Here is a 24156-nt window from a genome sequence, read left to right as displayed (position 1 = left end):
CTGCAAATCCCGCCGAACCTCCTAAGACTATTCAACCAAGGATTGCGTAAGCCTAGAGGGCCTTATGGAGTATAGAGAAACTATCTTAGACACAAAGAGAAAAACCGTCAGAGAAGTTTCGCTCTGGCGGTTTTTGGTGGGAGTGATGTATTATAGATGCATATCTGCAACTAAGCGCAATCTACGAATTGTACCATCTATTAATCGCATCCTCTACGAATCGCAGCCATTACTTCAACCACACCATCTCGTCTTATGCACGCAGCTTCCTCCGCTGCAGGATCTGGTCCACAGCTAGAGCCGTATACATCAGCAGGAACACCACATTCGGGTAGCCGTACCTTGAGAAAGCTATAAACGGCACATAAATCACCGTAAAATATAGGATCGTCAGCAGGAGCGGCATCTGATGCTGCCAGCTGCTTACCCTCCGGGACCATACTATTCCCGCTATACTAAGCAAGATCAACAGCGCTTGAATCACATGCCCCGCCACCAAACCTACGCCCAATATCGGCAGCCAATAATAAGCCTCAAAATAAAGTCCGATGAACTTGCCTACTGTATACCATAACAGGTACAAAAGCGGATTGTGAGTAAATCCATATTTCAATATATCGAGTCCTTTGGTCATCGCGCTGGCGTCCGAGCCCTGGAAGAGCGTCTCCCGATCATATTGGGGATAAGCATCGAAGAAGCCATCAGGCGGCATCAGATGATAAATTCGCGTCCCTAACAAAAACGGGCTACCCCCGGATTCAGTAAACAGAATGAAGCGGTCAAAGGTAACCACATTGCGAATCCACCATGGGGAGAGCAAAGCGATGTACACCACACCGATCAGACAGGTGAATCGCAGCATTTCCCTCCACGTGTACTTCTCTTTCCACCATAGAATAAGCAGTACCGCCGGGAATAAGGAGGCCTGGGGCTTGAAGTAAGCTGCCGCAGCCGTAAGCACGCCGATGAGGGCATACCCTCCCCAGTGCTTGGACTGTACAGCAGTGATCATCACACAGACGAGCAGCAGGATCACCGTACGGAATATCGTCTCCGACAGAATAACCCCCGAAGAGAAATAGTCCGGGAGATACAACGCGCTTATTATGCAAGTAATGAAGGCAATCCTCGAATTAAATATATAGCGGGCAATAATGAAAATGAGATAGAGAGAACCTGCTTGGAGTAAGCACTGAAATAGTCGAAAGGCCACTACTCCCCCGCCATCTTGTCCGAAAACTGCCAGAAATCCTGCTAATATCAAAGGAAAGCCCGGCATAATAAAAGAGGAAGGCTCGGTTCCGGTGTTATAGGCGAGCGTCCCTTCGTTCAGTAATATTTTTGCCGTCTGAATATATTTCACATCATCATTATTAGGCTTGTCCGGATCGCCCAGAAAAAAGTAGTCGCCATAGGATAACACGATCGATACGGACAGCACCAACACAAAAGCCATCAGCCCGTACAGGATTCGTCTCTCCTTAGGATCCCTTATCGCATAAGAAAACAAGCAGCCTCTCTCCCATTCCAGTTAACGTTATATTCCATCACAATGCTCGTTAAAAATGAGGATACCATATGTAGATAATAATGTCGCGGATTAAGACCGTCCGAACGGAAGGGCGCATTGCCATAACTTGACATGCAGACGAATGGTGCGTATACTGCACACTGTAAGGAACTAACTATTAAATGAGGTGGAAAGGAAAATGTTCTATTTATCGACTGTTCTTCAACGGAATTTGGCCTAAGACGGGAGAAGTCTGCCCATTTTTAACGCTAAGCCAACCGAAGAACAGAAGATAAAGAGCCACTATCCTTTCATGCGTATAGATCTGTATGGGTGAGGTGCAAGTTGGCCTTACCCATTTTTTGTATACTTTTTTGCTTCACAACGACAATTGAAAACTGCCTTTATCTTTTGCTGTTCTCCCGGTTGGCTTCCTATCTTGAAGCGAACAAAGGAGAGAACCGATATGAGCATGGTTACGGTTGAACAACTGTCCCATACGTATGGAGACAAGAACGTATTTCACAATATTAGCTTCCGCCTTGTGCGGGGAGAGCGTGCTGGCCTGGTCGGCGGCAACGGCGCAGGAAAATCCACGCTGCTTCGCATCCTGTCGGGTGAGCTGCTGCCCGATCGCGGAACTGTCGATTGGCTGCCGGGGATCCGCGTCGGCTACCTGCAGCAGCATATCGATCTGCAGGCAGGAATGACTATAATCGAATATTTGCGCACGGCCTATGCGGAGCTGTATACGATGGAGACCTGGATGAATCAGCTCGCGGCCCAAATGGCCGAAGGCAAAGAGGATCTCGATTCCTTATTGACCCGTTATGGCGAGATACAGCAGCAGCTAGAGCATTCCGGCTTCTATCTGGTCGATACAAAGATCGAGGAGGTTGCTGCCGGATTAGGCCTCCTCGCGCTCGACCCGGAGCGCGACGTGAGCGAGCTGAGCGGCGGTCAGCGCACGAAGCTGCTGCTAGGCAAGCTATTGCTGGAGCAGCCCGATGTCCTGCTGCTGGATGAGCCGACCAACTATTTGGATGACGTGCATATCGAGTGGCTTACCGGGTATTTGACCCGGTATGAGCAGGCCTACCTCGTTGTTTCCCATGACGAGCGATTTCTGAATGCGATCACGACAACCATTTTTCACTTAGAGCACCAATCCATTCGCCGATACCCCGGCAATTACGAGCAGTTCAAGCGCAGCTATGAATTGAATAAGGAGCAGCTGCAAACCGCTTACACGCGGCAGCAGCGGGAGATCGAGCGGATGGAGGAATTCATTCAGAAGAACCGCATTCGCAAGGCGAAGCAGGCCAAGAGCCGGGAGAAAATGCTGGAGCGGATGGAGCGGATCGATAGGCCGCCCTCCGGGATGCAGCCGCGCTTCGCCTTCCAGGTGTACGCCGACCCGGCAGGCACGGTCATTGAAGCAAGGCGTCTTCAGATCGGCTATAGTGAGCCGTTATTCGCTGCAGTCAATCTGACAGTCAAACGCGGAGAGAAGATCGCCATCGTCGGTTATAACGGAATCGGCAAGTCGACGATGCTCAAGACCTTGCTCGGCTATATTCCGGCTCTGGGCGGCACTGTTCAATTCGGCGACCGGGTCAAAGCGGCCTATTTCGCCCAAGAGGAGCAGCCTCCCGAGCATTGCCCTCTGGAGCATTTATCGGCGCTTCGCCCGGATCTGACGCTGAAGGATTTCCGGCGCCTGCTCGCCCAGTCTGGGTTGACCGAGAAGCATATCCGCAAGGAGATCCGCCTCCTGAGCGGCGGGGAGCAGGCTAAGGTTCGGCTATGCGAGCTCATGCTGACCGATAGCAATGTGCTCGTGCTGGATGAGCCGACCAGCCATCTCGACGTTCGCGCCAAGGCCGCTCTTCAGGACGCGCTCAGGAAATATACTGGCACGATCCTGCTCGTCTCCCACGAGCCGAACTTCTACGAGGGCTGGGTCACGCAAGTGTGGAATGTGCAGGAATGGATGAAGAAGTAACATAAGCGGAGTGCCAACATCGAGGGCACATCACAAAAAAGGGGCGTCTCAAAAGTCGACCTTCTGACTTGGAGGCGCCTCTTTTGCGTACCCAAAAATATGAACATCCCCATCATTTTTGACCGCTTGATCATGGCGAAGTCGACAAATCCTTATATCTTGTTATAGGATACAAATGGACTGTAGAGAATAAAACCGAACGGATGGTGATTTTATGTTGCAACTACTGCCTTTCATGATTGAAAAAATAGGTATCATTGTGACTGCCGCTTTTTTACTGTCTCAAATGAAATCATTCCGTCAAATTGTACAAGGGGACCACAAAGTAAGTGATAAAATTAAACTTACGATCCTGTTCGGAGCATTCGGAATTATTAGTAACTATACAGGGATTGAAATCCACCACAGTACCATTGCCAACCATAATTGGCATTGGCTAGCTACTATTGATTCCGAGAATGCAATTGCCAACACGAGGGTCATGGGTGTTTTCATTGGAGGCCTGCTAGGAGGACCCGCCGTTGGATTAGGAAGTGGACTGATTGCTGGTTTACACCGCTATTCACTCGGAGGTTTTACTGCTGCAGCCTGTGCCATATCAACGATTTTGGCAGGTGCTACTGCCGGATATATCGGAAAATGGCGGCGAAGGAAGTCTACTAAACTTACTCCATTGTTCACCGTTGCTTTAGGAATGACATTAGAAGCGGTGCAAATGATTATTATTTTGCTCACGGCCAAACCATTTGCATATGCCTGGGAGCTTGTTCAGTTAATAGGACTGCCCATGATTATTGGAAACGGCTTTGGGACTTTGCTATTCGTCGTTATTATTCAGTCGGTACTGAATGATAAAGAGAGGACCCGTGCCTCCCAAACCAATCGTACTTTTCAAATTGCGGAGCAAACGCTTCCCTTTTTTCGGCAAGGCTTGAATCCAGATTCATGTAAGGAGATCTCCCAAATTATACTCTCAAGAACGGATGCAGATGCTGTAGCTATTACCGATGATCACAAGGTACTGTCCCATGTGGGTGCCGCTTCTGATCATCATACACCACTTGAGGGGCTGGCCACTAAATTAACTAAAAAAGTGCTCAAACAAGGCGTAATTCATGTAGTGAAATCGAAGAAGGATATTCATTGCTTTCAAGATGATTGCCCCTTGCAGGCCGCTATTGTGATTCCATTAAAAGTCCATGGGACGACGGTGGGATCGCTTAAAATGTACTTCACAAATCCGGATAAATTAACAGAAGTTCAGCAAGAATTAGCCGAAGGATTAGCCAATCTATTCTCCACCCAGCTAGAATTAGCCCAAGCGGAGCAGCAAACGAAGCTACTGAAGGATGCGGAAATCAGAGCTCTGCAAGCGCAAATACATCCCCATTTCTTCTTTAATGCGATTAATACGATTTCTGCATTATGCCGTACTGATGTCGAAAGAGCGCGACAACTACTCATTGATCTGAGTAATTTCTTTCGTAGTAATCTGCAGGGGGCCCGGCAATTGCTCATTCCCCTGGACAAGGAAATCGAACATGTCGAGGCCTATTTATCACTAGAGCAAGCTCGCTTTCCGAATAAGTATCAAATTGTTTGGGAGATCAAGCCAGGTCTTGAGAAAGTCCTGCTGCCTCCATTTTCCTTACAACCCCTTGTGGAGAACGCCATTCACCACGCCTTTACAAATATAAAAGAAAACAGAAAAATAACCATCCGCATTGATGCTGCAAAGGGATTCATGAATATTGGGGTTGAGGATAATGGGACAGGCATTAATAGCGAGAAGTTGCGTGTACTTGGGGAGCAAACTGTCGATTCCCAAAAAGGAACTGGAACGGCCATTTTTAATATTACTGAACGCTTGGAAGGCATTTATAATGGGCGAGCTTCCTTAAGAGTCCAGAGTGAAGTTGGAAAGGGAACCCTAGTCACAATGTCTATCCCCCTTGATCATACAGAGGTTGTTTAAAAAGTCCCCCTTTGATCACGAAGCTATTCTGAGAGCTTAACCTTCTCGGTGCTGAAAGTCTGACTTTTTAAACACGATCATAAAGGAGAGAATGAGTCATGTTGAGAGCATTTATCGTGGACGATGAACCCCTTGCCAGGGATGAGCTAAAATATCTTTTGCTTCGCAGTAAACAGGTGGAAATCGTCGGTGAAGCGGATAGTAAACAAGATGCACTTGAACAAATTCCAGCTTTGAGGCCAGATGTTGTATTTTTGGACATCGAGCTCGCAGAAGATAACGGGCTTGAGTTAGCCAAGCAATTGCTTACTTTAGACCCGACTCCTGTCATTGTATTTGCTACGGCCTATGATGAATACGCCCTGAAATCATTCGAATTAAATGCGGTTGATTATATTTTAAAACCATTTAATGAGAAGCGAATCCAGCAAACGTTAGAGAAGGTTCATAGAATGCATAGAGTTCCGGAGGATACTTGTCAGGCTACTCCATCCCCCACACAATCCGGGAAAATCGCTGTTCTCCTTGATGAACGAATTGTCTTGATCGATTGTCAAAAGATCGCCTATTTAGGCTCATGTGAAGGTAAATGTGCCATTAAGACATTGGAACGTGAATACAAGGTATGCGAGTCGCTCACTATGCTGGAGAAAAAACTCAATTCCGACCAATTTATCAGGGTCCATCGTGGATTCATCGTCAATATCGATCACATTACTGAAATCCAGCCTTGGTTCAATTCAACCTACAATCTGATCATGAAGGAAGGGTCCAGTATACCTGTAAGCCGCACTTACGTAAAAGATTTAAGAAATTTATTTGGTTTCTAGATGTAAGCGCTTTTGCATTTCGTCCTGTCATATTTGTAATCCATCCCCTCTTTTTTGTGTTCTAAGGTGAAAATCATAAATTTCAGTTTTCATCAGGTATGATGATCTCAAATTCTCATTATTTTAATCCAATGGGGGGATTACAATATGAATGCAGTTACCATCGTTGTAGGGGCTATATGTATCTTGCTAATTGCTTACCGTCTATACGGTACGTTCATGGCAGCAAAAATATTAAAGCTTGAGCAGATGGATGCGGCAAAGGAAACTCCAGCCCATGAGCTGGAGGATGGCAAAGATTATGTGCCTACCAATAAATGGGTCACGTTCGGTCACCACTTTGCAGCCATTGCTGCCGCGGGTCCATTAGTAGGTCCCATCTTGGCCGCACAATTCGGTTATTTACCTGGACTCATCTGGCTGCTTGTCGGGGCCGTGATCGGCGGAGCCGTACATGATGCCGTTGTCTTATTTGCTTCCATGCGAAAAAATGGACAATCCCTCTCTGAAGTCGCTAAAGAGGAACTGGGTCCGGTTGCGGCCTTTTGTACAGGGCTTGCCATGTTATTCATCATCACGATCACCATGGCTGGACTTTCTATGGTAGTACTCCATGCCCTGGAGCACAATCCATGGGGTGTTTTCTCAGTAGGTATCACGATCCCGATCGCTATGGGCGTAGGACTCTATCACCGGATTACAGGCCATTTAAAAGGAGCAACCATCGTCGGTTTTATCTTGATTATGGCTGGAATTCTGTTTGGACCGAGTATCCAAGGTACAGCGTTTGGAGATTTCTTAACACTCGATGCGAGTACGCTTGCCATTATTTTACCTATATATGCATTCTTCGCCGCAGCATTACCTGTTTGGTTATTACTTGCACCTCGTGATTATTTAAGTACCTTCATGAAAATCGGAGTTTTCGGAGCCTTGATTGTTGGAGTATTCTATGTAAATCCGACGGTTCAATTCCCGGCGATTATTCCCGACTTCATTCATGGTGGAGGTCCCATCGTCGCAGGTCCCGTTTGGCCATTCATCTCCATTACCATCGCTTGTGGCGCCATTTCAGGATTCCATGCATTCGTAGGGTCAGGCACTACACCTAAAATGATAAATCGCTGGAAGGATATTAAACCTGTAGCCTTCGGCGCCATGCTCGTTGAATGTCTTGTAGCCATTATGGCTTTGATCGCTGCTGTTTCCCTTCAGCCAGGGGACTACTTTGCAATTAACTCCTCTCCTGAAGCATTCGCCGCCCTCGGGATGGATACCGTTCATCTGAAAGATCTAGCTGCAGAGGTTGGAATGGATCTGGAAGGACGTACGGGTGGAGCGGTCACACTAGCGGTGGGGATGACTTATATCTTCACTAAACTCCCTTGGTTTGCAAACCTGGCTTCTTACTTCTACCAATTTGTCATTCTCTTTGAAGCCGTCTTTATTCTTACCGCCATCGACTCTGGTACTCGTGTAGCACGCTATTTGATTCAAGATTTCTTCGGAGATCTCTATAAGCCATTAAAGAGAACAGATTGGTTACCGGGCAACATCTTTGCAAGTGCGTTAGCGTGTTTCGTCTGGGGCTATCTTCTCTATTCCGGAGATATCAGCTCGATCTGGGCACTGTTCGGAGTTTCCAACCAGTTGATGGCTTCCATTGGATTAATTATCGGCGCGACCATTGTGCTGAAGATTGCAGATAAACGTTGGTATGTGCTCACATGCTTGATTCCATTAGCTTACCTATACGTAACTGTCAACGCCGCAGGCTACTGGATGGTTATGAATGTGTATCTGAACCCAGCTTCCAAGAGTTATAGCATGTTAAACGGCGTTCTTTCCATTATCATGTTGATCCTGGGGTTAGTTATTATGATTACCGCTATCAAGAAGTGGATTGAGCTCTGGAAAGTACCTCAGACCGAATTAGCCAAAGAGTTCGGAGTATAACTCATAAGGGGCTGCAGCGGTCAAAAATGTCCGTTAGAGCCTGAAAATAACCACTACGCTCCTCTAACGGACACTTTTGACCCTTAGAAGCACAAAATGCCATTTTTCGCGCAATTTCCCTTGTAACGGACATTTATGTCCATTACAAGGGCGGAGTGCCACAGAACCAACGCTAACGGAAATTTATGTCCGTGTCCGCTTGATCCAGACAGAACAGAGGGATGTTCGCATTTGGGGGCACGCAAAAGAAGCGTCTTCAAGTCGGAAAATCGACTTGGAGACGCTTCTTTTTTATATGACCGATTCCTCTGATCCTATACCAGCATATTACATCCTGGCCTCTGTCTCGATCAGCTTAGCCTTATGATCTGTATCCGGCTTCTCATTCTCCATATAATAGTCCTTCAATTCATCTTGAGCGCTTGCCTCTGCTAACGGCACATGGTGGCGATAGGCTGCCCGGCAGATGACATGCGCCGCGACGGGGGCGGTTAAGAATACGAAGAAGATGCCCAAGATGAGACGAATGCTGAAATAACCGTCGGAAATCAGGAAGTACAGCAAGGTTCCAACCAACGTGCATAACACGCCTAGCGTAGAACTTTTAGATGCAGCATGAGACCTCGTATACACATCCGGCAGTCGAACATTCCCAATCGCGCTGATGAAGCTGATAATAGCCCCGATCAATATAAAAATCGCGCTGACAAATTCACTGCTTCCGCTCAATGACAACACCTCTTTCAATAAACCGGGCAAAGGCAACCGTTCCGATGAACGACAGGATTCCGATTAACAAGATAAGATCAAAGAAGGCATGGGTATGCAGCAGCACAGAGAATATGGCAATACTAGCGATCAGATTAATGCCGATTGAATCTAGCGCCTGCACCCGATCCGCGCTGGATGGCCCCTTGATAACCCTATATACATTAGCCATAATCGCCAGCATTAACAGACATAAAGCGATAGTCAATATTATCTCGAAGATCATTTTCTCGTCACATCCTTTATCGCTTTTTCGAAGATTAACTTTGATTTTAATACCGACTCCCGGGACTCGGGCATATTCAGACCATGAACATACAACGCTTTGGCATCCGGGGTGATCTCCATCACGACCGAGCCTGGGGTCAAGCAGATCAATAAGGACAGGAGCGTAATCTCCAAATCCCCCTCTAAATCCGTCTCCAGTCTGAAAATCCCCGGTTTGACATCGATCTTGGGACGGAGGATATGCTTCATGACCATCAGCGAGGAGGTAGCCAGCTCTTGTATGAAGATAACGAACAGCTTGCCGACCGCAGCCAATGTGAAAATATAGAACGGCTTCTTGAAGAAGCGACGCATAAAGAACAGAACGAACAAGCCGACGAAATAGCCGCTGATAAAGTTAATAATGCTCGTGCTATCCTGGAGAAACATCCACAAGTAGGCTATAAATATATTGAGTAATACCTGAACGGGCAAAATGATTCCCCCCTTTAGTCAAACACTGCATGAATATAGAGATTCGGATTCAACAATTCCTCTGCCGCTTGGGACACATAATCCGCGATGCCTTCAGCACCGATTCCTAATGTGAGACTAGCTATAGTCAATAGCGCGATAGGGAGCAGCAAGCCCTTCGTCGTCCCCTTCTCTTCCTCGACACTCAGAGTGGTCTCTCCCCAAAAGGCGTTCATAAAGATCTTGATCATCGAGTATAAAATGAACAAGCTGGCGAGCAGACCGATTCCTCCGAGCCAGTAATAACCGGCCTCGAAGCTGCCTTGTGTAATGAACACTTTGCCAAGAAAACCACTGAGCGGCGGTATCCCGACCATAGACAATGCGGCGATGAAGAACATCCAGCCTAAGCGAGGATGGTGACGAATCAAACCGCTGATCTCCTTCAGATTACTCGTTCCCGTGATATGGATAATGGTTCCGCCGACCAAAAAGACAAGCGCCTTAATCAGCATATCGTGAACTAAATAATAGATAGACCCTGTAATACCTTCCGGTGTTAAGGAGACAAGCCCCGCCATAATAAATCCGACGCTGATGACCACGTTGAACGTTAATATTTTTCGTAAATCCCAATAACCAATCGCTCCGAGCCCACCTAGCACCATCGTAATCGCCGCCAGTATCCCTATAAGCAGATGGGTAATCTGAGGCTCATGATAGAAGATGAGCGTGAACATTCTGAAGATGGCATAGATGCCCACCTTGGTGAGCAGCGCAGCGAAGATCGCAGCGATGGCCGTTGGCGGTACACTATACGATCCTGGCAACCAGTAATAAAGCAGCAGCCCAGCCTTCAAAGCGAACACAATCAAGAACAAGAACGCAACGGTCGTAATTAACCCGTCCTGCCCCACCTCAGCGATGCGAATCGACAAATGGGCGAGGTTCAACGTACCTGTAATGGAGTATAGATAAGCAATCCCCATGAGAAAGAAAGCCGACGAAATAATATTCGTAAAAATATATTTGAGCGACTCCCCCAGCTGTCTCTTATCTCCGCCCATGGTGATCAAGACGTAGGAAGCGACCAGGAACACTTCAAAAAAGACGTATAAGTTAAATAGGTCCCCGGTTAGAAACGAGCCGTTGACGCCCGTCACCAGGAATAAGAACAAAGGATAGAAATAAAGCTTCTCTTGCTTGCGGCCTATCGATGGAAAGGCGTAGAGCAGACAACATATCGAGACTACCGAGGTGGCCAGCAACAGCATTGCGCTGAACATATCCCCGACGAAGCTAATACCAAACGGCGCTTCCCAGCCACCTAGCTGGAGGGTCTGGATCCCGCCGCTTCTAATCTGATTCATCAATAGAACAGAGATCACACTGGTAACTAGTAAGGCCACCAAGCTAAGTACTCGTTGAAGCCTAATATTCCTCTGAAAAAGGATCAACACCATTCCCGTAAACAGGGGAATGACGACGGGAGTAATCAATAAATTATTCATGCTCATTTCCCCTTAATTGCTCCATGTCATCTGTCCCGAAGTTCTGATAGGAACGATAACATAAGACTAATACTAGCGCTGTCACCGCGAAATTGATGACGATGGCTGTCAAAATCAAGGCTTGCGGGATCGCATCGGTGAAGCTAGCTACCTTCTCTCCAAGCAGAGGAGGGCTCCCCGTCTTCAGGCCTCCGGAAGTGATGATCAATAAATTCACAGCATGGCTTATAATAGAGGACCCGAGCACAATCCGCAGCAGCTGTCGCGACAGAATTAAATAGGTTCCGATGGATATTAGAATACCGACGAGTATAACAATGAGTGTCTCCATATTAGCGATCCTCACTTATGCTTAGAATAATATTGACGGCGGTGCCAATGACGGCTAGAGCCACCCCGGTATCAAAAATTATGGCAGAAGCAAGCTCGGTATCTCCAAATATGGGCAGATCAAAATGACCGAAGGTCTGGGTTAAGAACGGTTTGCCGAAGAGCACGCCTGCCGTTCCGGTCCCAATCGCGATCAGCACGCCGATGGCAGCGAGCTTCCGGAAATCCATCCGAATATTCTCACTGACCTTCTCGATACCAAAGGAGATATACATCAGAACGATAGCAGCAGCTGTACTCAGCCCGCCGATAAATCCTCCCCCCGGATTATGGTGACCGTTCATGAATAAATAGAAAGAGAAGGTCAAAATGATCACAACCGCGACTCGGGCTACACTCCTCAAAATCACATTATTTGATTTCACGTTGTCCCCTCCTTTTGACACGCTGATGAACCAGGATATATACGCCCAGACCTGCAATCGTCAGTACGGATATTTCCAGCATCGTATCGAAGCCACGGAAGTCGACCAGGATGGCGTTCACGATATTCTTGGCCCCTGCCAGCTCATAGGCATTCTCAAAGAACGATGTAATCGGTTCAAACAGCTTATGTCCATTCGCGGACAAAGCCAATAAAGTCACCGTCAATCCCACAGCGACCGATATGACCAGATTCGTCAGCTTAAAAGGTATACGTTCGATCTTCTTCGTCATCTTGGGCAGATGATAGAAGCACAGCAAGAACAACACCGTCGTTACTGTCTCAACGACCATTTGCGTCAATGCCAAATCTGGAGCCCGGAAGATCACAAAGAACATGGAAACCATATAGCCTAATACGCTTAATGAAACAATAGCCAGGATTCGATTGCTAGCGAGTAATACGGTGAACGCGGCGATAATCATCGCGATCACAAGACCGACTTCATAAATGCTAATGGCTGCGTTATTCGAGAAATCGATCTGAATCCCATGGAGCAGCAGTAGCGAGCTCATCAGCAATAGGACGAAGAACGAGAAAATGTATATTAAATAATGCCTCAGCGATCCGGTCATATATCGATCAGTCAGCGAGGCCGATCGTTTTTCCATACCTGATAAGCCTTGATTATAGAAATGATTTAACGTTAATCCCTGCGGGTAATTTCGCATGACCTGAATCCAGCGCCTCGCTGTTCTGAACAGAAGCAGACCGATCACCACCACCCCGATCGTCATGATGAGCTCCGTATTCAGCCCGTGCCAGGCACTTATTTTCACATCATGGCCGGAGATCGGCATCCCCGGTAAAATCGCAGTCAAGGCTGGAATAAGAATGTATTCCCCCAGCACATTCGGGAAGAAGAAAATAAGGATTACCAATAAGCCTAGTATGATAGGAGAAATCAGCATACCGAGTGGTGCCTCATGCACTTCTCGCGTCAGCCTCTCGGGACGGTACGCCCCGCCAAAGGTTTTGAATATAAAAATCATGCAGTATACAAACGTAAATATGCTGGCTACCCAAGCGATGATCGGGAACAGCATCCCTATCTTATTTAACCCGAAAATACCGGCATGGGATACGTCATTCACTGCAGCGAAGAACATTTCCTTACTCAAAAATCCGTTAAACGGCGGTAATCCGGCCATAGAGAAGCCACCGATCAAAGCGATCGTGAACGTGATTGGCATCACTTGCATCAGCCCACCTAAATAGCGGATATCCCGCCGGCCCGTCTCATGGTCGATAATGCCGACCACCATAAACAAGCTGCCTTTGAAGGTAGAGTGATTAAATAAATGAAATACTGCGGCGAAGGTAGCCACCGTGAACACCGTTCCCGTCTCGCCAGGCCCAAAATAGACCGCTAAAGAACCGATTCCCAACAGGCTCATGATCAGTCCTAGTTGGCTAATCGTGGAATAGGCTAGGAGCGCCTTCAAATCTGTTTGTCTCAGAGCAGTTAATGAACCATAGAGCAGGGTAACGAGCCCGATTCCAGCCACAAGCCAGAACCACACAGCGCTGCCACCAAAGATCGGTGTCATTCTCGCGACTAAATAAATGCCCGCCTTGACCATGGTTGCCGAATGGAGGTAACTACTTACGGGAGTCGGTGCTTCCATCGCATCCGGCAGCCAAATCCCAAATGGGAACTGCGCGGATTTCGTAAAAGCTCCTAACAAAATACAAAGCAGCGCAGGAATGAATAGCGCATGCCCCTGTATCGCATCCATATTCGCGATGATCTCCCGAATACTGAAGGTATCTCCCATCATGATGAGCATAATGAACCCGGCTAACATGCCGAAGCCACCCAATACAGTAATCAATAGCGCTTTCAGTGCGCCCTGACGCGAACCCTTCCGCTCGTACCAGTAGGCAATCAGCAAGAAGGATGAGACACTGGTTAACTCCCAGAACCCGTACAGAACCAACAAATGATCCGAGAATACCAGCCCTAGCATCGCCCCCATGAACATGAGCAGATATATATAGAAGTTATGGAGAGCCTCCCGGACCTTGGACATATAGTAAATAGAATAGATGATCACCAGGCTGCCGACTCCGGTAATGAGCAGACCGAACAGTAAGCTAAGACCATCCATATAAGACGTAATATCGATCCCGAAGCTCGGAATCCATGACAAGGTATATTCAAATGTTGCCCCCGACGCAACAGCAGGTATATATTCCACCAGGTAGATAAAGATGGATAGTGGCACAAATAATACAAACCATCCTGTATGTACTTGGCGATTCAAATACTTATACAAAAAGGGGACTAGGAAAGCAAACAGAAACGGAAGAAAAATGAAGATGTAGAACGTAATCAAAGTATCCCTCCCCAATAATAATTGTGATTCATCCTACCTGTCTTAAATAGGGTTTGACTCTTTTCTAAACATCAATTATAGTCTTACATAGTTTAAAGGAGCTCTACTATTAAACTTGAGGTGAAGTGGTTAAAAATGAACAATTTGTATAACGAAAGTATTCTTGTCTGCGTTTATTATGGACCAAATGGAGAAAGGTTAATCAAGCGCGGCTGTAAGATCGCAAACATGCTCCAGGCTCCACTCTATATATTGACAATTGACCCGAAGCCGTTCGATGAATTGGATGCCGAGAAGATATTCTATATTGAACAATGGAAAGAGTTCGCTAACTCTCATGAATCAGCCCAATTCATTATAAAGGATAATGAGAGCCGTCCTGTCTCCAAGGTCATTGCAGAGGTAGCTAGAGATCATAATATTACTCAGATCATTCTCGGCCAGACCGCACACAGTCGTTGGGAACAAATCACCAAAGGATCGATTATTAATTCCTTGGTGCGTGATGTCCCGTTCGTTGATTTGCACATTATTTCTGTTGCCCGTTCCATCCGGGATGAAGAAGGGATTTATGAAAAGGGTGTTCGTGCTTATTTGATCAAGGATGGAGATCAGTATCAACTAAGCTTCAATCATGATAAAGATACCGTATATGAAGGCATCTTCTTCAAAGAAGTGAATACAGACTTCGATAATGGAATTTTCCGCTTTATGAGAGACGCTGAAACTCTGCAAGTTCTAGTTACCGATGGAACGGTCACTGAACTTAAAAACGTAGATCTCAAAACGGCAATGAATCTAAGCACCGCAGATGAGTAGATAAAGAAAATATATTTTACCTCAAATTGAAACTCTCCGCATCCTTACATGTGGGGAGTATTCGTGTTGTTATTTTCACAAAACGGAAAGCCACTCTTATAAGTTCACATCTACCTTGATCGGCTGTTGCTCGCTTTTCTCGACGCCTAAATATCTTAACGTCTCCGCTGTGGAATGATGATTCAGGATCGACTTGATGATGGAAATGGCAATACCCTTATGATACGCATGATAACCGAAGGTCTTCCTCAGTGTATGCGCCCCGATTTTCTCTGAAATTCCTACCTCCCTGGCTACGTGATTAATAATCCGATAGACCTGCTGACGAGTAATGGGCCGAGCGTCCTTCTTCGACTTGAAGAGATAATCCTCTGCCTTCCAATCGATGCTGGACAAATACTCGACTAAAATTTCTGCGATTTTACCGTTAAGGTAGTAAGCCTTTACTTCCCCTGTCCTCTCATCCTCAATATAGAGGTACTGCTTCGCACTCTGGCCATCCCATACATCCTGCACCGTGAGATGCAGCAAATCCAGAAGGCTGATTCCTGTATTGATCCCTAGCACAAACAGTAGCAGGTCTCTGATCGAACTCTTCCTCAACTCCTCTTTCATCGCTTGAATGGTCTCAACGTCTCGAATCGGATTTACATATTGCACAGAGTATCCCTCCGAAATAATGTTACATAATTGAAGTTTAACATATATTAAGTAACATCACAAACCAAAATACAGCGCATTTTCATGTTTTTTATTAACAAATTACGGCAGTTTCCTCGCCTGGAATAGCAAAAAAACCCGACCAGTTAAGGCGAGTTTACGATGAATGTGGAATGTATTCTTTTTTACCCCTCTAAAATCCCAATGATTCGACAGCCTCTATTCACATATTCCTCAATCCGATCAATAGGGAAAGGTTCGATAAAGATTAGGCCATTGACATAAGAATAGTAAGCCAAGCTCGTTACCATCGCATCTCCATCCATAATCTCCTTCGACGCTTGTCCCTTCTCAATTAACTGCGCAATCTCAGCTACAAAACGGTTAGAGAAATCATACACAGCAGCCGATTGATGTTCAAAATAAGCCGGTTGCCCTATCACGGTCATAATAACCCGTATAAGGTCCTTCCTCTTCATAATCGAGGTTACATGCTCTCTAACGATGTGTTTCAGGATTTCCCCGGTTGTCCCTTTATAGCTTAAGCATGCTCTGAACCGCTCACGTTCCTCTTCCAGAGGCTCTAATATAACGGTATTTAGAATCTCCTCTTTACTCGCGAAATACGTAAAAACCGCAGCATGACTCATGCCTGCTTCCTTGGCGATTTCAGTGATCTTAGTTGCAAAAAAACCCTTTATTGAAAATAAGGATAGAGCAGCATCAAGTATCTTTCGTCTATTCTGTTCTTTAACAGCTAAGTTTACGGTTCTTGCCATATCATCACCCAAATTCATTATAGCATAGCATCGTTCATATTTACTTGTTTACATTAACTGACTGATCAGTTATATTATAAGCGGGAGATTCATCCATATTCCTAATATCTATAGTAAGGAGTGCCTATTCATGTCTCTGTATGTTAATGAACAGCAACTATCCCTTGGCACAGATAGCTTCATGACCGTTAGACACCTGACCTTGAAAGGGAGCAACTATGAACTCGGCCAACACTTAGCAGCTATGGCTCACACCCGCTATAACATCCACGTTCCAAGCAAGCCACAGCAAGCTCTGCCAAATCGCTGCCAGAGAAACTATATTCTTGACCATTACCCTCTCTACTACGAGAGAATGGTCAAGCAAGCCTCAGCAAGCTCTGCCATATCGCTGCCAGAGAAAATATATTCTTGACCATGGCCCTCTCTACTACGAGAGAATGGTCAAGCAAGCCTCAGCAAGCTCTGCCAAATCGCTAGAAAGGGAGCAACTATGAAATCGGCCAACACTTAGCAGCTATGGCTCAAACCCGCTATAACATCCACATTCCAAGCAAGCCTCAGCAAGCTCTGCCAAATCGCTGCCAGAGAAAATATATTCTTGACCATTACCCTCTCTACTACGAGAGAATGCGTGGTATGGCCAAAGCTCTAAATATCCATCTGGAGGACGATGATTATAACCTGAATGAACTCATGTACCGTGTCGACCCGTTCGGGTGCTCTGCCGTTTATTATCCTCCTTCAAAGACCGAAACAGGCCATGGTATGCTAAGCAGAAATTTTGATTACTGGCTGCTGGCATTGGATGGACAGGAAGCTTCCCCCGATAATCCAGCTATGTTGAGTGAACCCTACATTATCGAGCTCTATCCTGATGAAGGCTATGCCTCCCTCTGTACCACCAATTATGATCTGGCCGGTGCGGTACTCGATGGCATTAATGAAAAGGGGCTTGTCGTCGCCGTCTTTTCAGATGATGAATCGAAAATAAACTATCCTCCTGAGCCTTGCACCACACATCGTGTAGGACTTCATGAACTGCAGATTATGAGATATCTTCTGGATACATGTGCAACTGTCGAGGAAGCCAAGGCAGCCCTGCTCTCCCACAAAATCTACTATGGCTTTCACCCGTTACACTATATGATCGCTGATCGGAGCGGTAATAGCTTTGTCTTCGAATATTCCTACACCACGAATCGTTGTTATATCATTGACGCGGAGACAGAGCCGCTTCCCATTACCAACTTCTTATTACATAGATATAGCGCCGACGATACATTGCCAGATAGTGATATGTATAATAGATACAATGTTTTAAAAGAGAAACTCACTGCCCACTCCCCCAAGTTATTCTCCTATGAGTCGATTCGAGATATTAATTCTCTTGTGTATGTCAAGCCATGCAACGATTATCCGGTCAGAACCTTATGGCATAGCATCTACAATACACATGACGTTAGTATGAGCATTAATTTCTATATCAAAGATGTCCCGGGCGGTTGCAAACGCTCGAGCGAATTTCAGTTTCAACTAGAAGTTAGGTAGCCCCTAGTAAGCTCCTATAACGTGGAAAGACCACCTAGAAGGTGGTCTTTCTCACTTATATCCTTAATTAGTACAGGAAGTAACTTGTAAATCCTGTTACCTGAAGATGTGGTGATTAGCAATCAATTCATCGATTTCCTGTAAAATATTATGAATGGATTCCGTCTGTCCTTGATCAAGCTGGATGAACGTCTTATTGCAGAATTCCTGTAGACCGATCTCTCTGAGCACCATCGCTTTCTTCAGAACGGGAATAAACGGGGTCCCGATCTCGTAAAGCTCCATCATTTTGTCGACAATCCTCTGGATCGTAGCGGCCTTTCCAAGATCATGGGTATGGATAGCATTCACCCATTCGGAGAATACTTCGGGATACAAGTTGGACAGCCCACCGATGCATCCATTCCCTCCACTAAGAACATTATGAACAAAGTATTCGTCGAATCCAGAATAGATGATGAAGTCAGAGAACTCGCTTTGGACAGTTTGTATCAATTTTCTAGTGTGCCCCATCTCCGTGACCGTATCTTTATAACCTTTAATATTTTTATGCTTCCTTAGTAGATTGAGCGTGATTTCTGGAGTTAGATCATGGACGGTTCTAGCCGGAAAATTATATAAATAAACATCGCCCTGGATCGCCCCTATAACCTGATCATAATAGTATTCAATACTTTCATCCGAGAGTGCAAAATAATACGGGCTTACAATCATAACTCCATCCGCTCCAGCATCAATAGCATAGTTAGATAGATCGATCGTGTCCTCCACGGTCATACATGCGGTCCCGATATACACCTTCGTTCGATGATTTACATGGCTCACTACAAGATTGATTAACTCCCTCTTCTGAGCATCCTTCATGGAGAAGAATTCGCCGGTGCTACCCAAGACTACTAAGCCATCTACACCTCCCCGGATCAAGAAATCATATATATCGCGATTAGCCTGTTGATCCAAATTGCCTTCTGCATCAAAGGCCGTCACCACAGGGGTTAGAAATTGTGCTTTTTTCATGGAATCTCTCTCCTTTAACTGATGGAGCTTTTTTGTATTTTTCTGTTAAACTACCAAGCTTAATAATAGAATGGATCCTAACCCTACCACAGAGACAATAGTAGAGAGAACGGTCCAGGTACCGAAGGTTTCTTTCATACTTAGGCCGAAATATTCTTTAATCATCCAGAATCCGGCATCATTGACATGGGAGCATATTGAGCTGCCTGCCCCCGTCGCCAGGACAACAAGTGCCAGATTGACATCGTATTGTCCAAGCAATGGTATGACTAGCCCTGCAGTCGATAGTGCGGCCACCGTGGCAGATCCTAAAGAGACGCGCAAGATAGCGGCTACGATCCAGGCCAATAGTATAGGCGACATATTGGAACCCGTGAATAATTCAGCTACATAATCGCCGACACCGCCATCGATCAGCACTTGCTTGAAGGCACCACCACCACCAATGATCAATAGCATCATGCCAATATGGCTAATTGAGACCGCGCAGGAGTTCATAATTTCTTTTAATGGGATCTTTCGTGAAATCCCCATCGTGAATATCGCTATAATTAGTGATATCAGCATTGAAGTGGAAGCATTGCCTATGAGATTAACCAAGGAGAAGAAGGTGTTATTCTCCATCCCGGTTGATGTCTGCACCATATTGATAATGGTTGCAATGGACATTAAAATGACCGGAAACATCGCAGTTAAGACGCTAATTCCAAAACCCGGGGTTTCTTCGAGTTTAAACACTTTTTGCTCGCCCAAGGAATCGATATTACCTGTCTTATCAAAAGCGCCTGGAACAATCTTCTTAGCCAATTTCGTATAGACTGGACCTGCTATGATGACCGCAGGAATGGCAACGATAATTCCGTAGAGCAGGACCATCCCAATATCAGCACCATACTCACCGGCAATAGCCGTCGGGCCTGGATGGGGAGGTAAGAAGCCATGTGTGACTAGTAGAGCAGCAGCCATTGGAATACCCAAATATACAATAGGTACCTTCAATTGTTTGGCGATCGTAAATACAATCGGAATCAGGAGAACTAGTCCAACTTCAAAAAATAGGGCAATCCCGACGATAAATGAAGCGACAACTACAGCCCATTGGATTCTCTTCTCCCCGAATTTGTCGATTAAGGTCATGGCAATCCGGTGCGCCCCTCCGGCATCGGCAATCAATTTACCGAGCATGGCGCCAAGTCCGAAGATCAGGGCAATATGACCGAGCGTTCCTCCTAATCCGCCTTCAATGGATGACACGATTTTATCGAGGGGCATTCCAAGAGCTAACGCCACTCCGAAGGATACAATGATCAGTGATACAAATGTGTTCAGTTTAAAGCCAGTAATCAAAACAAGTAACAGGATGATTCCGAGCACGACAATAAATAATGGCATAATATCAAGCCTCCAGTTGCTTGTAGTAGGTCAATTCTTCTATTTACTCGTCAATGCCTTCATACCAGCATTCAGAACTTCAATGATCCGATCGATATCATAGACACATCCTCGCCAGGTTCCTCCGCTGACGTATTGGAGCGCAGCCCATAGACGGGTATCCTCTGGCAGGGCAGGCTCTGGCTGAAGATGCGGATGTAATTCACGTTCCTCCAACACCTGAGTCGCTTCATTAATGGACAGTCTGTTATCCTCCGTGCCGATAAAGTTAACGGAGCCGACCAGATGGTTACGGTCAACGATAATCTCGATAACATCACCATCACGCAATTTTCCAATAGGCCCTCCTGCCAGAGCTTCTGGCCCTACATGACCTATACAGGCTCCAGTAGATACGCCTGAGAAACGGGCATCTGTAATCAGAGAGACTTGCTTCCCATAGGATAAGTGCTTCAAAGCGGATGTTAATTGATAGGTCTCTTCCATTCCTGTTCCTAACGGTCCGCCACCCATGACCACCATAATGTCCCCCGCATGAATGCCTCCTGTCTTAATCGCCTTGATCGCCGCTTGCTCAGATGTGAAGATCTTGGCAACGCCGGTATGACGATAAACGCCATCTTCTCCAACAACGGATGGATCGATCGAGGTAGATTTAATCACAGAACCTTCTGGTGCGATATTTCCCTTAGGGAACGTGACCGTGGAAGTCAATCCCCATTCTTGGGCCTGGGTTGGATCCATGATGACTTCGTCCGGATGAACTCCGTCCAGCTCCACTAATAACTGTCTGAATTTGGCACGTCGTTCTGATTTCTCCCACCAATCCAGGTTCGCTCCAAGCGTCTCCCCAGTCACTGTAAGCACATCTTCATGCAGCAGGCCAAGCTTCCTTAAATGAAGCATCACCTCAGGGACTCCTCCAGCTAGAAAAGCGCGAACGGTCGGATGATTAACGGGTCCATTCGGCAGTACACTGACTAGGCGAGGAACCAGCTTGTTAACTCTCTCCCAATCATCGACTGTTGGCACTTTGCAGCCAGCCGCATGTGCTACGGCAGGAATATGCAGCAGTAGGTTCGTTGATCCGCCGAATGCCGCATGGACGAACATAGCATTTTCAATCGCCTTATCCGTCACAATATCCTTCGTCGTGATCCCGTTCTTCTCCAGCTCCAGCACGGCCCGGGCTGACTGCTTGGCGATCTCTTCCCATACGGGCTGACCGGAGGGTGCCAAGGCCGAGTGTGGCAACGCCAGTCCCAAGGCCTCCACGACGACCTGTGAAGTTCCCGCTGTACCCAAGAACTGACAGCCTCCTCCAGCCGAGGCGCATGCTGCACAGCCAAGCCTTGCCGCATCCTCTAATGACAGCTCGTTATTGCTAAATCTCGCGCCAATCGTCTGAACCTTACCCGCATCCTCGCCTTCGGTTGGAGGAAGCGTTGAACCGCCAGGAATCAGGATGGTCGCCAGATCTCTCATCGATGCCAACGCCATCATGGTGGCTGGCAGACCTTTATCACAAGTGGCTACACCTATAACAGCGCTCCTTTGTGGCAGGGAACGGATTAAGCGTCGCATTACCATAGCCGCATCATTGCGATATGGAAGTGAGTCGAACATACCGGTTGTCCCCTGAGAGCGACCATCACATGGATCGCTGACATAAGACGCATAAGGGACAGCACCTAATTTAGCAATTTCTTCAGCTGCAGCTCTCATTTGCAAGCCTAGTTCATAGTTGCCAGTATGATAGCCGAGTGCGATCGGTGTTCCATCTTCAGCACGCATCCCAGCTAATGTGCCAAGGATCATGACTTGCTTCCCAAGGAGCTTGGAGGGTTCCCACCCCATCCCGGCATCCAGTGTCATTCCGAAAATATCGCCGCTCGGCCGCTCTCTCAATATTTCCGGAGTTAATGGAAGTGAACCCCCAGGTCCAGCTGCATGTGTCTGTACGTCATAGATTGTTTCGTTTTCTTCACCGAAAATTGTGTTTATTGACATCGTAACCCCTCCCAGGTTTAGTTAATGAACAACAATGTGGTTTTCGAGAACATCTTACTCTTCCGTCCCTGCGTTTCCTGATTATTGTGTCACTGCCGCGCCAGCCTCATCCTCATATGCCTTCATATAAATAGCGATAATATCTTGCTTCGTCACAGGCTTCGGGTTAGCCGCTGTACAAGCATCCTTCAATGCCTGCTTGGCCAATTTCTCCACATCCTCAACCCTGAAGGCCGATTCGCGAAGGGATGGAATACCCACTGCTCTGGAAATCCGCCGGACTTCAGTAATAGCCATTTGGGCGGCTTCTTCTACTGACGTAGCAGCCGAAGTATCTACGCCTAATGCTCGAGCAATTTCAGCAAATTTATCGGGACAAGCATCCATATTGAATTCCATGACGAATGGCAGCAGCATTGCATTGGCAACCCCATGCGGGAGATCATACTCTCCTCCTAATTGGTGAGCCATGCTATGAACGATTCCTAGTCCGGCATTGGAATAGCAAAGACCAGCGATAAAGGAGCCCCACCCCATCCCGGAACGAGCTTCTAAATCCGAACCATTCTCCACTGCTCTTTCGATGTATCTTCCAATGAGCTCAATTGATTTATGGGCGATCGCATCAGAGAGCTCGAAGGAACCTTTAGCAGTGTACCCTTCAATACTGTGAGTAAGAGCATCCAATCCCGTGGCAGCTGTTAACCCCTTTGGCTTTTTCATCATTAATTCCGGATCATTCACAGCTATAACCGGCAGTGCGTTGGGATCAACCATGATCATTTTTAACTTTCGCGCTTCATCCGTAATTACATAATTGATCGTGACTTCTGCAGCAGTACCGGCGGTTGTACTAATCGCCACAATCGGTACTGATTTATTCTTAGACTTTCCAACCCCCTCATAATCGGCAATACGACCACCATTTGTCGCCAAAATCCCTATAGCAGACCCGGTATCTTGCGGGGAGCCACCGCCGACCGTAATGATAAAGTCACAGCCTTCTTTTTGGAAAACAGCCAAGCCATCATGAACATTAGTCGTAGTTGGATTTGGCTTCACTTCGTCAAATATGCTGTAAACAATGCCACCTTCATCCAATGCATCGGTGATCTGCTTCACAACACCGTTTTCATTTAAGACCTTATCTGTTACAAGCAAAGCCTTCTTAAGATTTAATTTTGCTACTTCCTCTGCGACGAACCTCACACTTCCAGGACCGACAAGATTAATAGCAGGCCAATAAATTTTTCTTGGTGTTAACATGTCATCTCTCCTTATCGTGTTTGATATATAAGAAATATGTGAATTTGTTCACATATTCATTAACATGATGAACTTCGAAGATCTCTGAGCATAAATCCAACCACGAGTTCCTCTAGCTTCGGCCAAAATGCTCCTTTGTTTTCTTTGACGGGATTAATTTGTTTTACATTATAAAACTACGTTCTACTATTCATAACTTTTGAGTTGATTATAGCATAGCTGTTTTAGCTGTAAGCGAATACACTGTGTCAATTCCGTTACAAAGCACCTATT

20 protein-coding genes and 1 pseudogene are annotated in these 24156 nt (G+C 46.4%); 7 read left to right on the top strand and 14 right to left on the bottom strand.

Annotated features, from left to right (window positions below; genetic code table 11):
• Positions 1-253: 253 nt before the first annotated feature.
• Positions 254-1510, bottom strand: coding sequence for an ArnT family glycosyltransferase (locus tag BFJ94_RS20475; protein ID WP_240431921.1), 1257 nt, complete (start codon positions 1508-1510; stop codon positions 254-256).
• A 466-nt stretch (positions 1511-1976) separates the two neighbouring features.
• Between BFJ94_RS20475 and BFJ94_RS20470 the strand changes: the two genes are divergently transcribed.
• The 4 genes from BFJ94_RS20470 (at position 1977) to BFJ94_RS20455 (ending at position 8276) form a co-directional block, all read left to right on the top strand.
• Positions 1977-3515: an ABC-F family ATP-binding cassette domain-containing protein gene (locus BFJ94_RS20470; RefSeq protein ID WP_120464298.1), complete on the top strand. Its 1539-nt coding sequence runs from the start codon at positions 1977-1979 to the stop codon at positions 3513-3515.
• A 214-nt stretch (positions 3516-3729) separates the two neighbouring features.
• The gene (locus tag BFJ94_RS20465) at positions 3730-5490 is read left to right on the top strand and encodes a sensor histidine kinase (RefSeq protein ID WP_120464297.1); all 1761 of its coding nucleotides are present in this window, start codon (positions 3730-3732) and stop codon (positions 5488-5490) included.
• 98 nt (positions 5491-5588) lie between these two features.
• A complete protein-coding gene (locus BFJ94_RS20460; protein WP_120464296.1) occupies positions 5589-6320 on the top strand; it encodes a LytR/AlgR family response regulator transcription factor in 732 nt (243 codons plus the stop codon).
• Between the two features lie 147 nt (positions 6321-6467).
• Positions 6468-8276, top strand: a complete 1809-nt coding sequence (locus BFJ94_RS20455) for a carbon starvation CstA family protein (protein ID WP_120464295.1) — start codon at positions 6468-6470, stop codon at positions 8274-8276.
• 327 nt (positions 8277-8603) lie between these two features.
• On the opposite strand, the gene BFJ94_RS20450 is transcribed toward BFJ94_RS20455, so the two are convergent.
• Genes BFJ94_RS20450 through BFJ94_RS20420 form a run of 7 tightly spaced genes read right to left on the bottom strand, consistent with a single transcriptional unit; the run spans position 8604 to position 14389 of the window.
• Positions 8604-9005 carry a Na+/H+ antiporter subunit G gene (locus BFJ94_RS20450; protein WP_120464294.1) on the bottom strand — a complete coding sequence of 134 codons (402 nt, stop codon included), beginning with the start codon at positions 9003-9005 and terminating at the stop codon, positions 8604-8606.
• Positions 8989-9270 (bottom strand): Na(+)/H(+) antiporter subunit F1, encoded by a 282-nt coding sequence (locus BFJ94_RS20445; protein ID WP_120464293.1) that lies wholly within the window; start codon positions 9268-9270, stop codon positions 8989-8991. Before BFJ94_RS20445 ends, BFJ94_RS20450 begins: the two co-directional genes overlap by 17 nt.
• A complete protein-coding gene (locus tag BFJ94_RS20440; RefSeq protein ID WP_120464292.1) occupies positions 9267-9746 on the bottom strand; it encodes a Na+/H+ antiporter subunit E in 480 nt (159 codons plus the stop codon). Before BFJ94_RS20440 ends, BFJ94_RS20445 begins: the two co-directional genes overlap by 4 nt.
• A 14-nt stretch (positions 9747-9760) precedes the next feature.
• Positions 9761-11236, bottom strand: a complete 1476-nt coding sequence (locus BFJ94_RS20435) for a Na+/H+ antiporter subunit D (protein ID WP_120464291.1) — start codon at positions 11234-11236, stop codon at positions 9761-9763.
• Positions 11229-11567: a Na(+)/H(+) antiporter subunit C gene (locus tag BFJ94_RS20430; RefSeq protein WP_120464290.1), complete on the bottom strand. Its 339-nt coding sequence runs from the start codon at positions 11565-11567 to the stop codon at positions 11229-11231. The genes BFJ94_RS20435 and BFJ94_RS20430 overlap by 8 nt, the downstream gene beginning before the upstream one ends.
• A gap of 1 nt (position 11568) precedes the next feature.
• On the bottom strand, positions 11569-11991 hold the full coding sequence (locus tag BFJ94_RS20425; RefSeq protein ID WP_120464289.1) for a Na(+)/H(+) antiporter subunit B: 423 nt from the start codon (positions 11989-11991) through the stop codon (positions 11569-11571).
• Entirely contained in the window at positions 11978-14389 is a 2412-nt protein-coding gene (locus BFJ94_RS20420) for a Na+/H+ antiporter subunit A (RefSeq protein ID WP_120464288.1), read from the bottom strand. The genes BFJ94_RS20425 and BFJ94_RS20420 overlap by 14 nt, the downstream gene beginning before the upstream one ends.
• 135 nt (positions 14390-14524) lie before the next feature.
• Between BFJ94_RS20420 and BFJ94_RS20415 the strand changes: the two genes are divergently transcribed.
• Positions 14525-15208, top strand: coding sequence for a universal stress protein (locus BFJ94_RS20415; RefSeq protein ID WP_120464287.1), 684 nt, complete (start codon positions 14525-14527; stop codon positions 15206-15208).
• A 96-nt stretch (positions 15209-15304) separates the two neighbouring features.
• On the opposite strand, the gene BFJ94_RS20410 is transcribed toward BFJ94_RS20415, so the two are convergent.
• Both BFJ94_RS20410 and BFJ94_RS20405 read right to left on the bottom strand, forming a co-directional pair.
• Entirely contained in the window at positions 15305-15868 is a 564-nt protein-coding gene (locus tag BFJ94_RS20410) for a tyrosine-type recombinase/integrase (protein WP_120464286.1), read from the bottom strand.
• A gap of 185 nt (positions 15869-16053) precedes the next feature.
• Complete coding sequence (locus tag BFJ94_RS20405; protein WP_162944351.1) at positions 16054-16647, bottom strand: TetR/AcrR family transcriptional regulator; 594 nt, start codon at positions 16645-16647, stop codon at positions 16054-16056.
• A 130-nt stretch (positions 16648-16777) separates the two neighbouring features.
• Between BFJ94_RS20405 and BFJ94_RS20400 the strand changes: the two genes are divergently transcribed.
• Entirely contained in the window at positions 16778-17062 is a 285-nt protein-coding gene (locus tag BFJ94_RS20400; protein WP_120464284.1) for a hypothetical protein, read from the top strand.
• Positions 17063-17139: 77 nt separating this feature from the next.
• Positions 17140-18198 (top strand): annotated as a pseudogene (locus tag BFJ94_RS20395) (C45 family autoproteolytic acyltransferase/hydrolase); the annotation flags it as partial.
• Between the two features lie 96 nt (positions 18199-18294).
• Here BFJ94_RS20395 and BFJ94_RS20390 read toward each other — a convergent pair.
• The 4 genes from BFJ94_RS20390 to BFJ94_RS20375 form a co-directional block, all read right to left on the bottom strand.
• Entirely contained in the window at positions 18295-19215 is a 921-nt protein-coding gene (locus tag BFJ94_RS20390; protein ID WP_120464282.1) for a dihydrodipicolinate synthase family protein, read from the bottom strand.
• A 45-nt stretch (positions 19216-19260) separates the two neighbouring features.
• Positions 19261-20607, bottom strand: coding sequence for a GntP family permease (locus BFJ94_RS20385; RefSeq protein ID WP_120464281.1), 1347 nt, complete (start codon positions 20605-20607; stop codon positions 19261-19263).
• A 39-nt stretch (positions 20608-20646) separates the two neighbouring features.
• Positions 20647-22617, bottom strand: coding sequence for a YjhG/YagF family D-xylonate dehydratase (locus BFJ94_RS20380; RefSeq protein WP_120464280.1), 1971 nt, complete (start codon positions 22615-22617; stop codon positions 20647-20649).
• 81 nt (positions 22618-22698) lie between these two features.
• Positions 22699-23883: an iron-containing alcohol dehydrogenase gene (locus BFJ94_RS20375; RefSeq protein ID WP_120464279.1), complete on the bottom strand. Its 1185-nt coding sequence runs from the start codon at positions 23881-23883 to the stop codon at positions 22699-22701.
• Between the last annotated feature and the right edge of the window lie 273 nt (positions 23884-24156).

It is taken from the genome of Paenibacillus aceti (assembly GCF_003614185.1).
Lineage (GTDB): Bacteria > Bacillota > Bacilli > Paenibacillales > Paenibacillaceae > Fontibacillus > Fontibacillus aceti.
Note: the sequence above shows the minus strand (reverse complement) of the source record. Positions and strands in the feature narration are given on the sequence as shown.

Bases quoted from the DNA above. Each gene is read 5' to 3' on its own strand.
- BFJ94_RS20470 (WP_120464298.1), top strand. From the start codon at position 1,977: ATGAGCATGGTTACGGTTGAACAACTGTCCCATACGTATGGAGACAAG.
- BFJ94_RS20465 (WP_120464297.1), top strand. From the start codon at position 3,730: ATGTTGCAACTACTGCCTTTCATGATTGAAAAAATAGGTATCATTGTG.
- BFJ94_RS20460 (WP_120464296.1), top strand. From the start codon at position 5,589: ATGTTGAGAGCATTTATCGTGGACGATGAACCCCTTGCCAGGGATGAG.
- BFJ94_RS20455 (WP_120464295.1), top strand. From the start codon at position 6,468: ATGAATGCAGTTACCATCGTTGTAGGGGCTATATGTATCTTGCTAATT.
- BFJ94_RS20445 (WP_120464293.1), bottom strand. From the start codon at position 9,270: ATGATCTTCGAGATAATATTGACTATCGCTTTATGTCTGTTAATGCTG.
- BFJ94_RS20435 (WP_120464291.1), bottom strand. From the start codon at position 11,236: ATGAATAATTTATTGATTACTCCCGTCGTCATTCCCCTGTTTACGGGA.
- BFJ94_RS20430 (WP_120464290.1), bottom strand. From the start codon at position 11,567: ATGGAGACACTCATTGTTATACTCGTCGGTATTCTAATATCCATCGGA.
- BFJ94_RS20415 (WP_120464287.1), top strand. From the start codon at position 14,525: ATGAACAATTTGTATAACGAAAGTATTCTTGTCTGCGTTTATTATGGA.
- BFJ94_RS20405 (WP_162944351.1), bottom strand. From the start codon at position 16,647: ATGGCAAGAACCGTAAACTTAGCTGTTAAAGAACAGAATAGACGAAAG.
- BFJ94_RS20400 (WP_120464284.1), top strand. From the start codon at position 16,778: ATGTCTCTGTATGTTAATGAACAGCAACTATCCCTTGGCACAGATAGC.
- BFJ94_RS20390 (WP_120464282.1), bottom strand. From the start codon at position 19,215: ATGAAAAAAGCACAATTTCTAACCCCTGTGGTGACGGCCTTTGATGCA.
- BFJ94_RS20385 (WP_120464281.1), bottom strand. From the start codon at position 20,607: ATGCCATTATTTATTGTCGTGCTCGGAATCATCCTGTTACTTGTTTTG.
- BFJ94_RS20380 (WP_120464280.1), bottom strand. From the start codon at position 22,617: ATGTCAATAAACACAATTTTCGGTGAAGAAAACGAAACAATCTATGAC.
- BFJ94_RS20375 (WP_120464279.1), bottom strand. From the start codon at position 23,883: ATGTTAACACCAAGAAAAATTTATTGGCCTGCTATTAATCTTGTCGGT.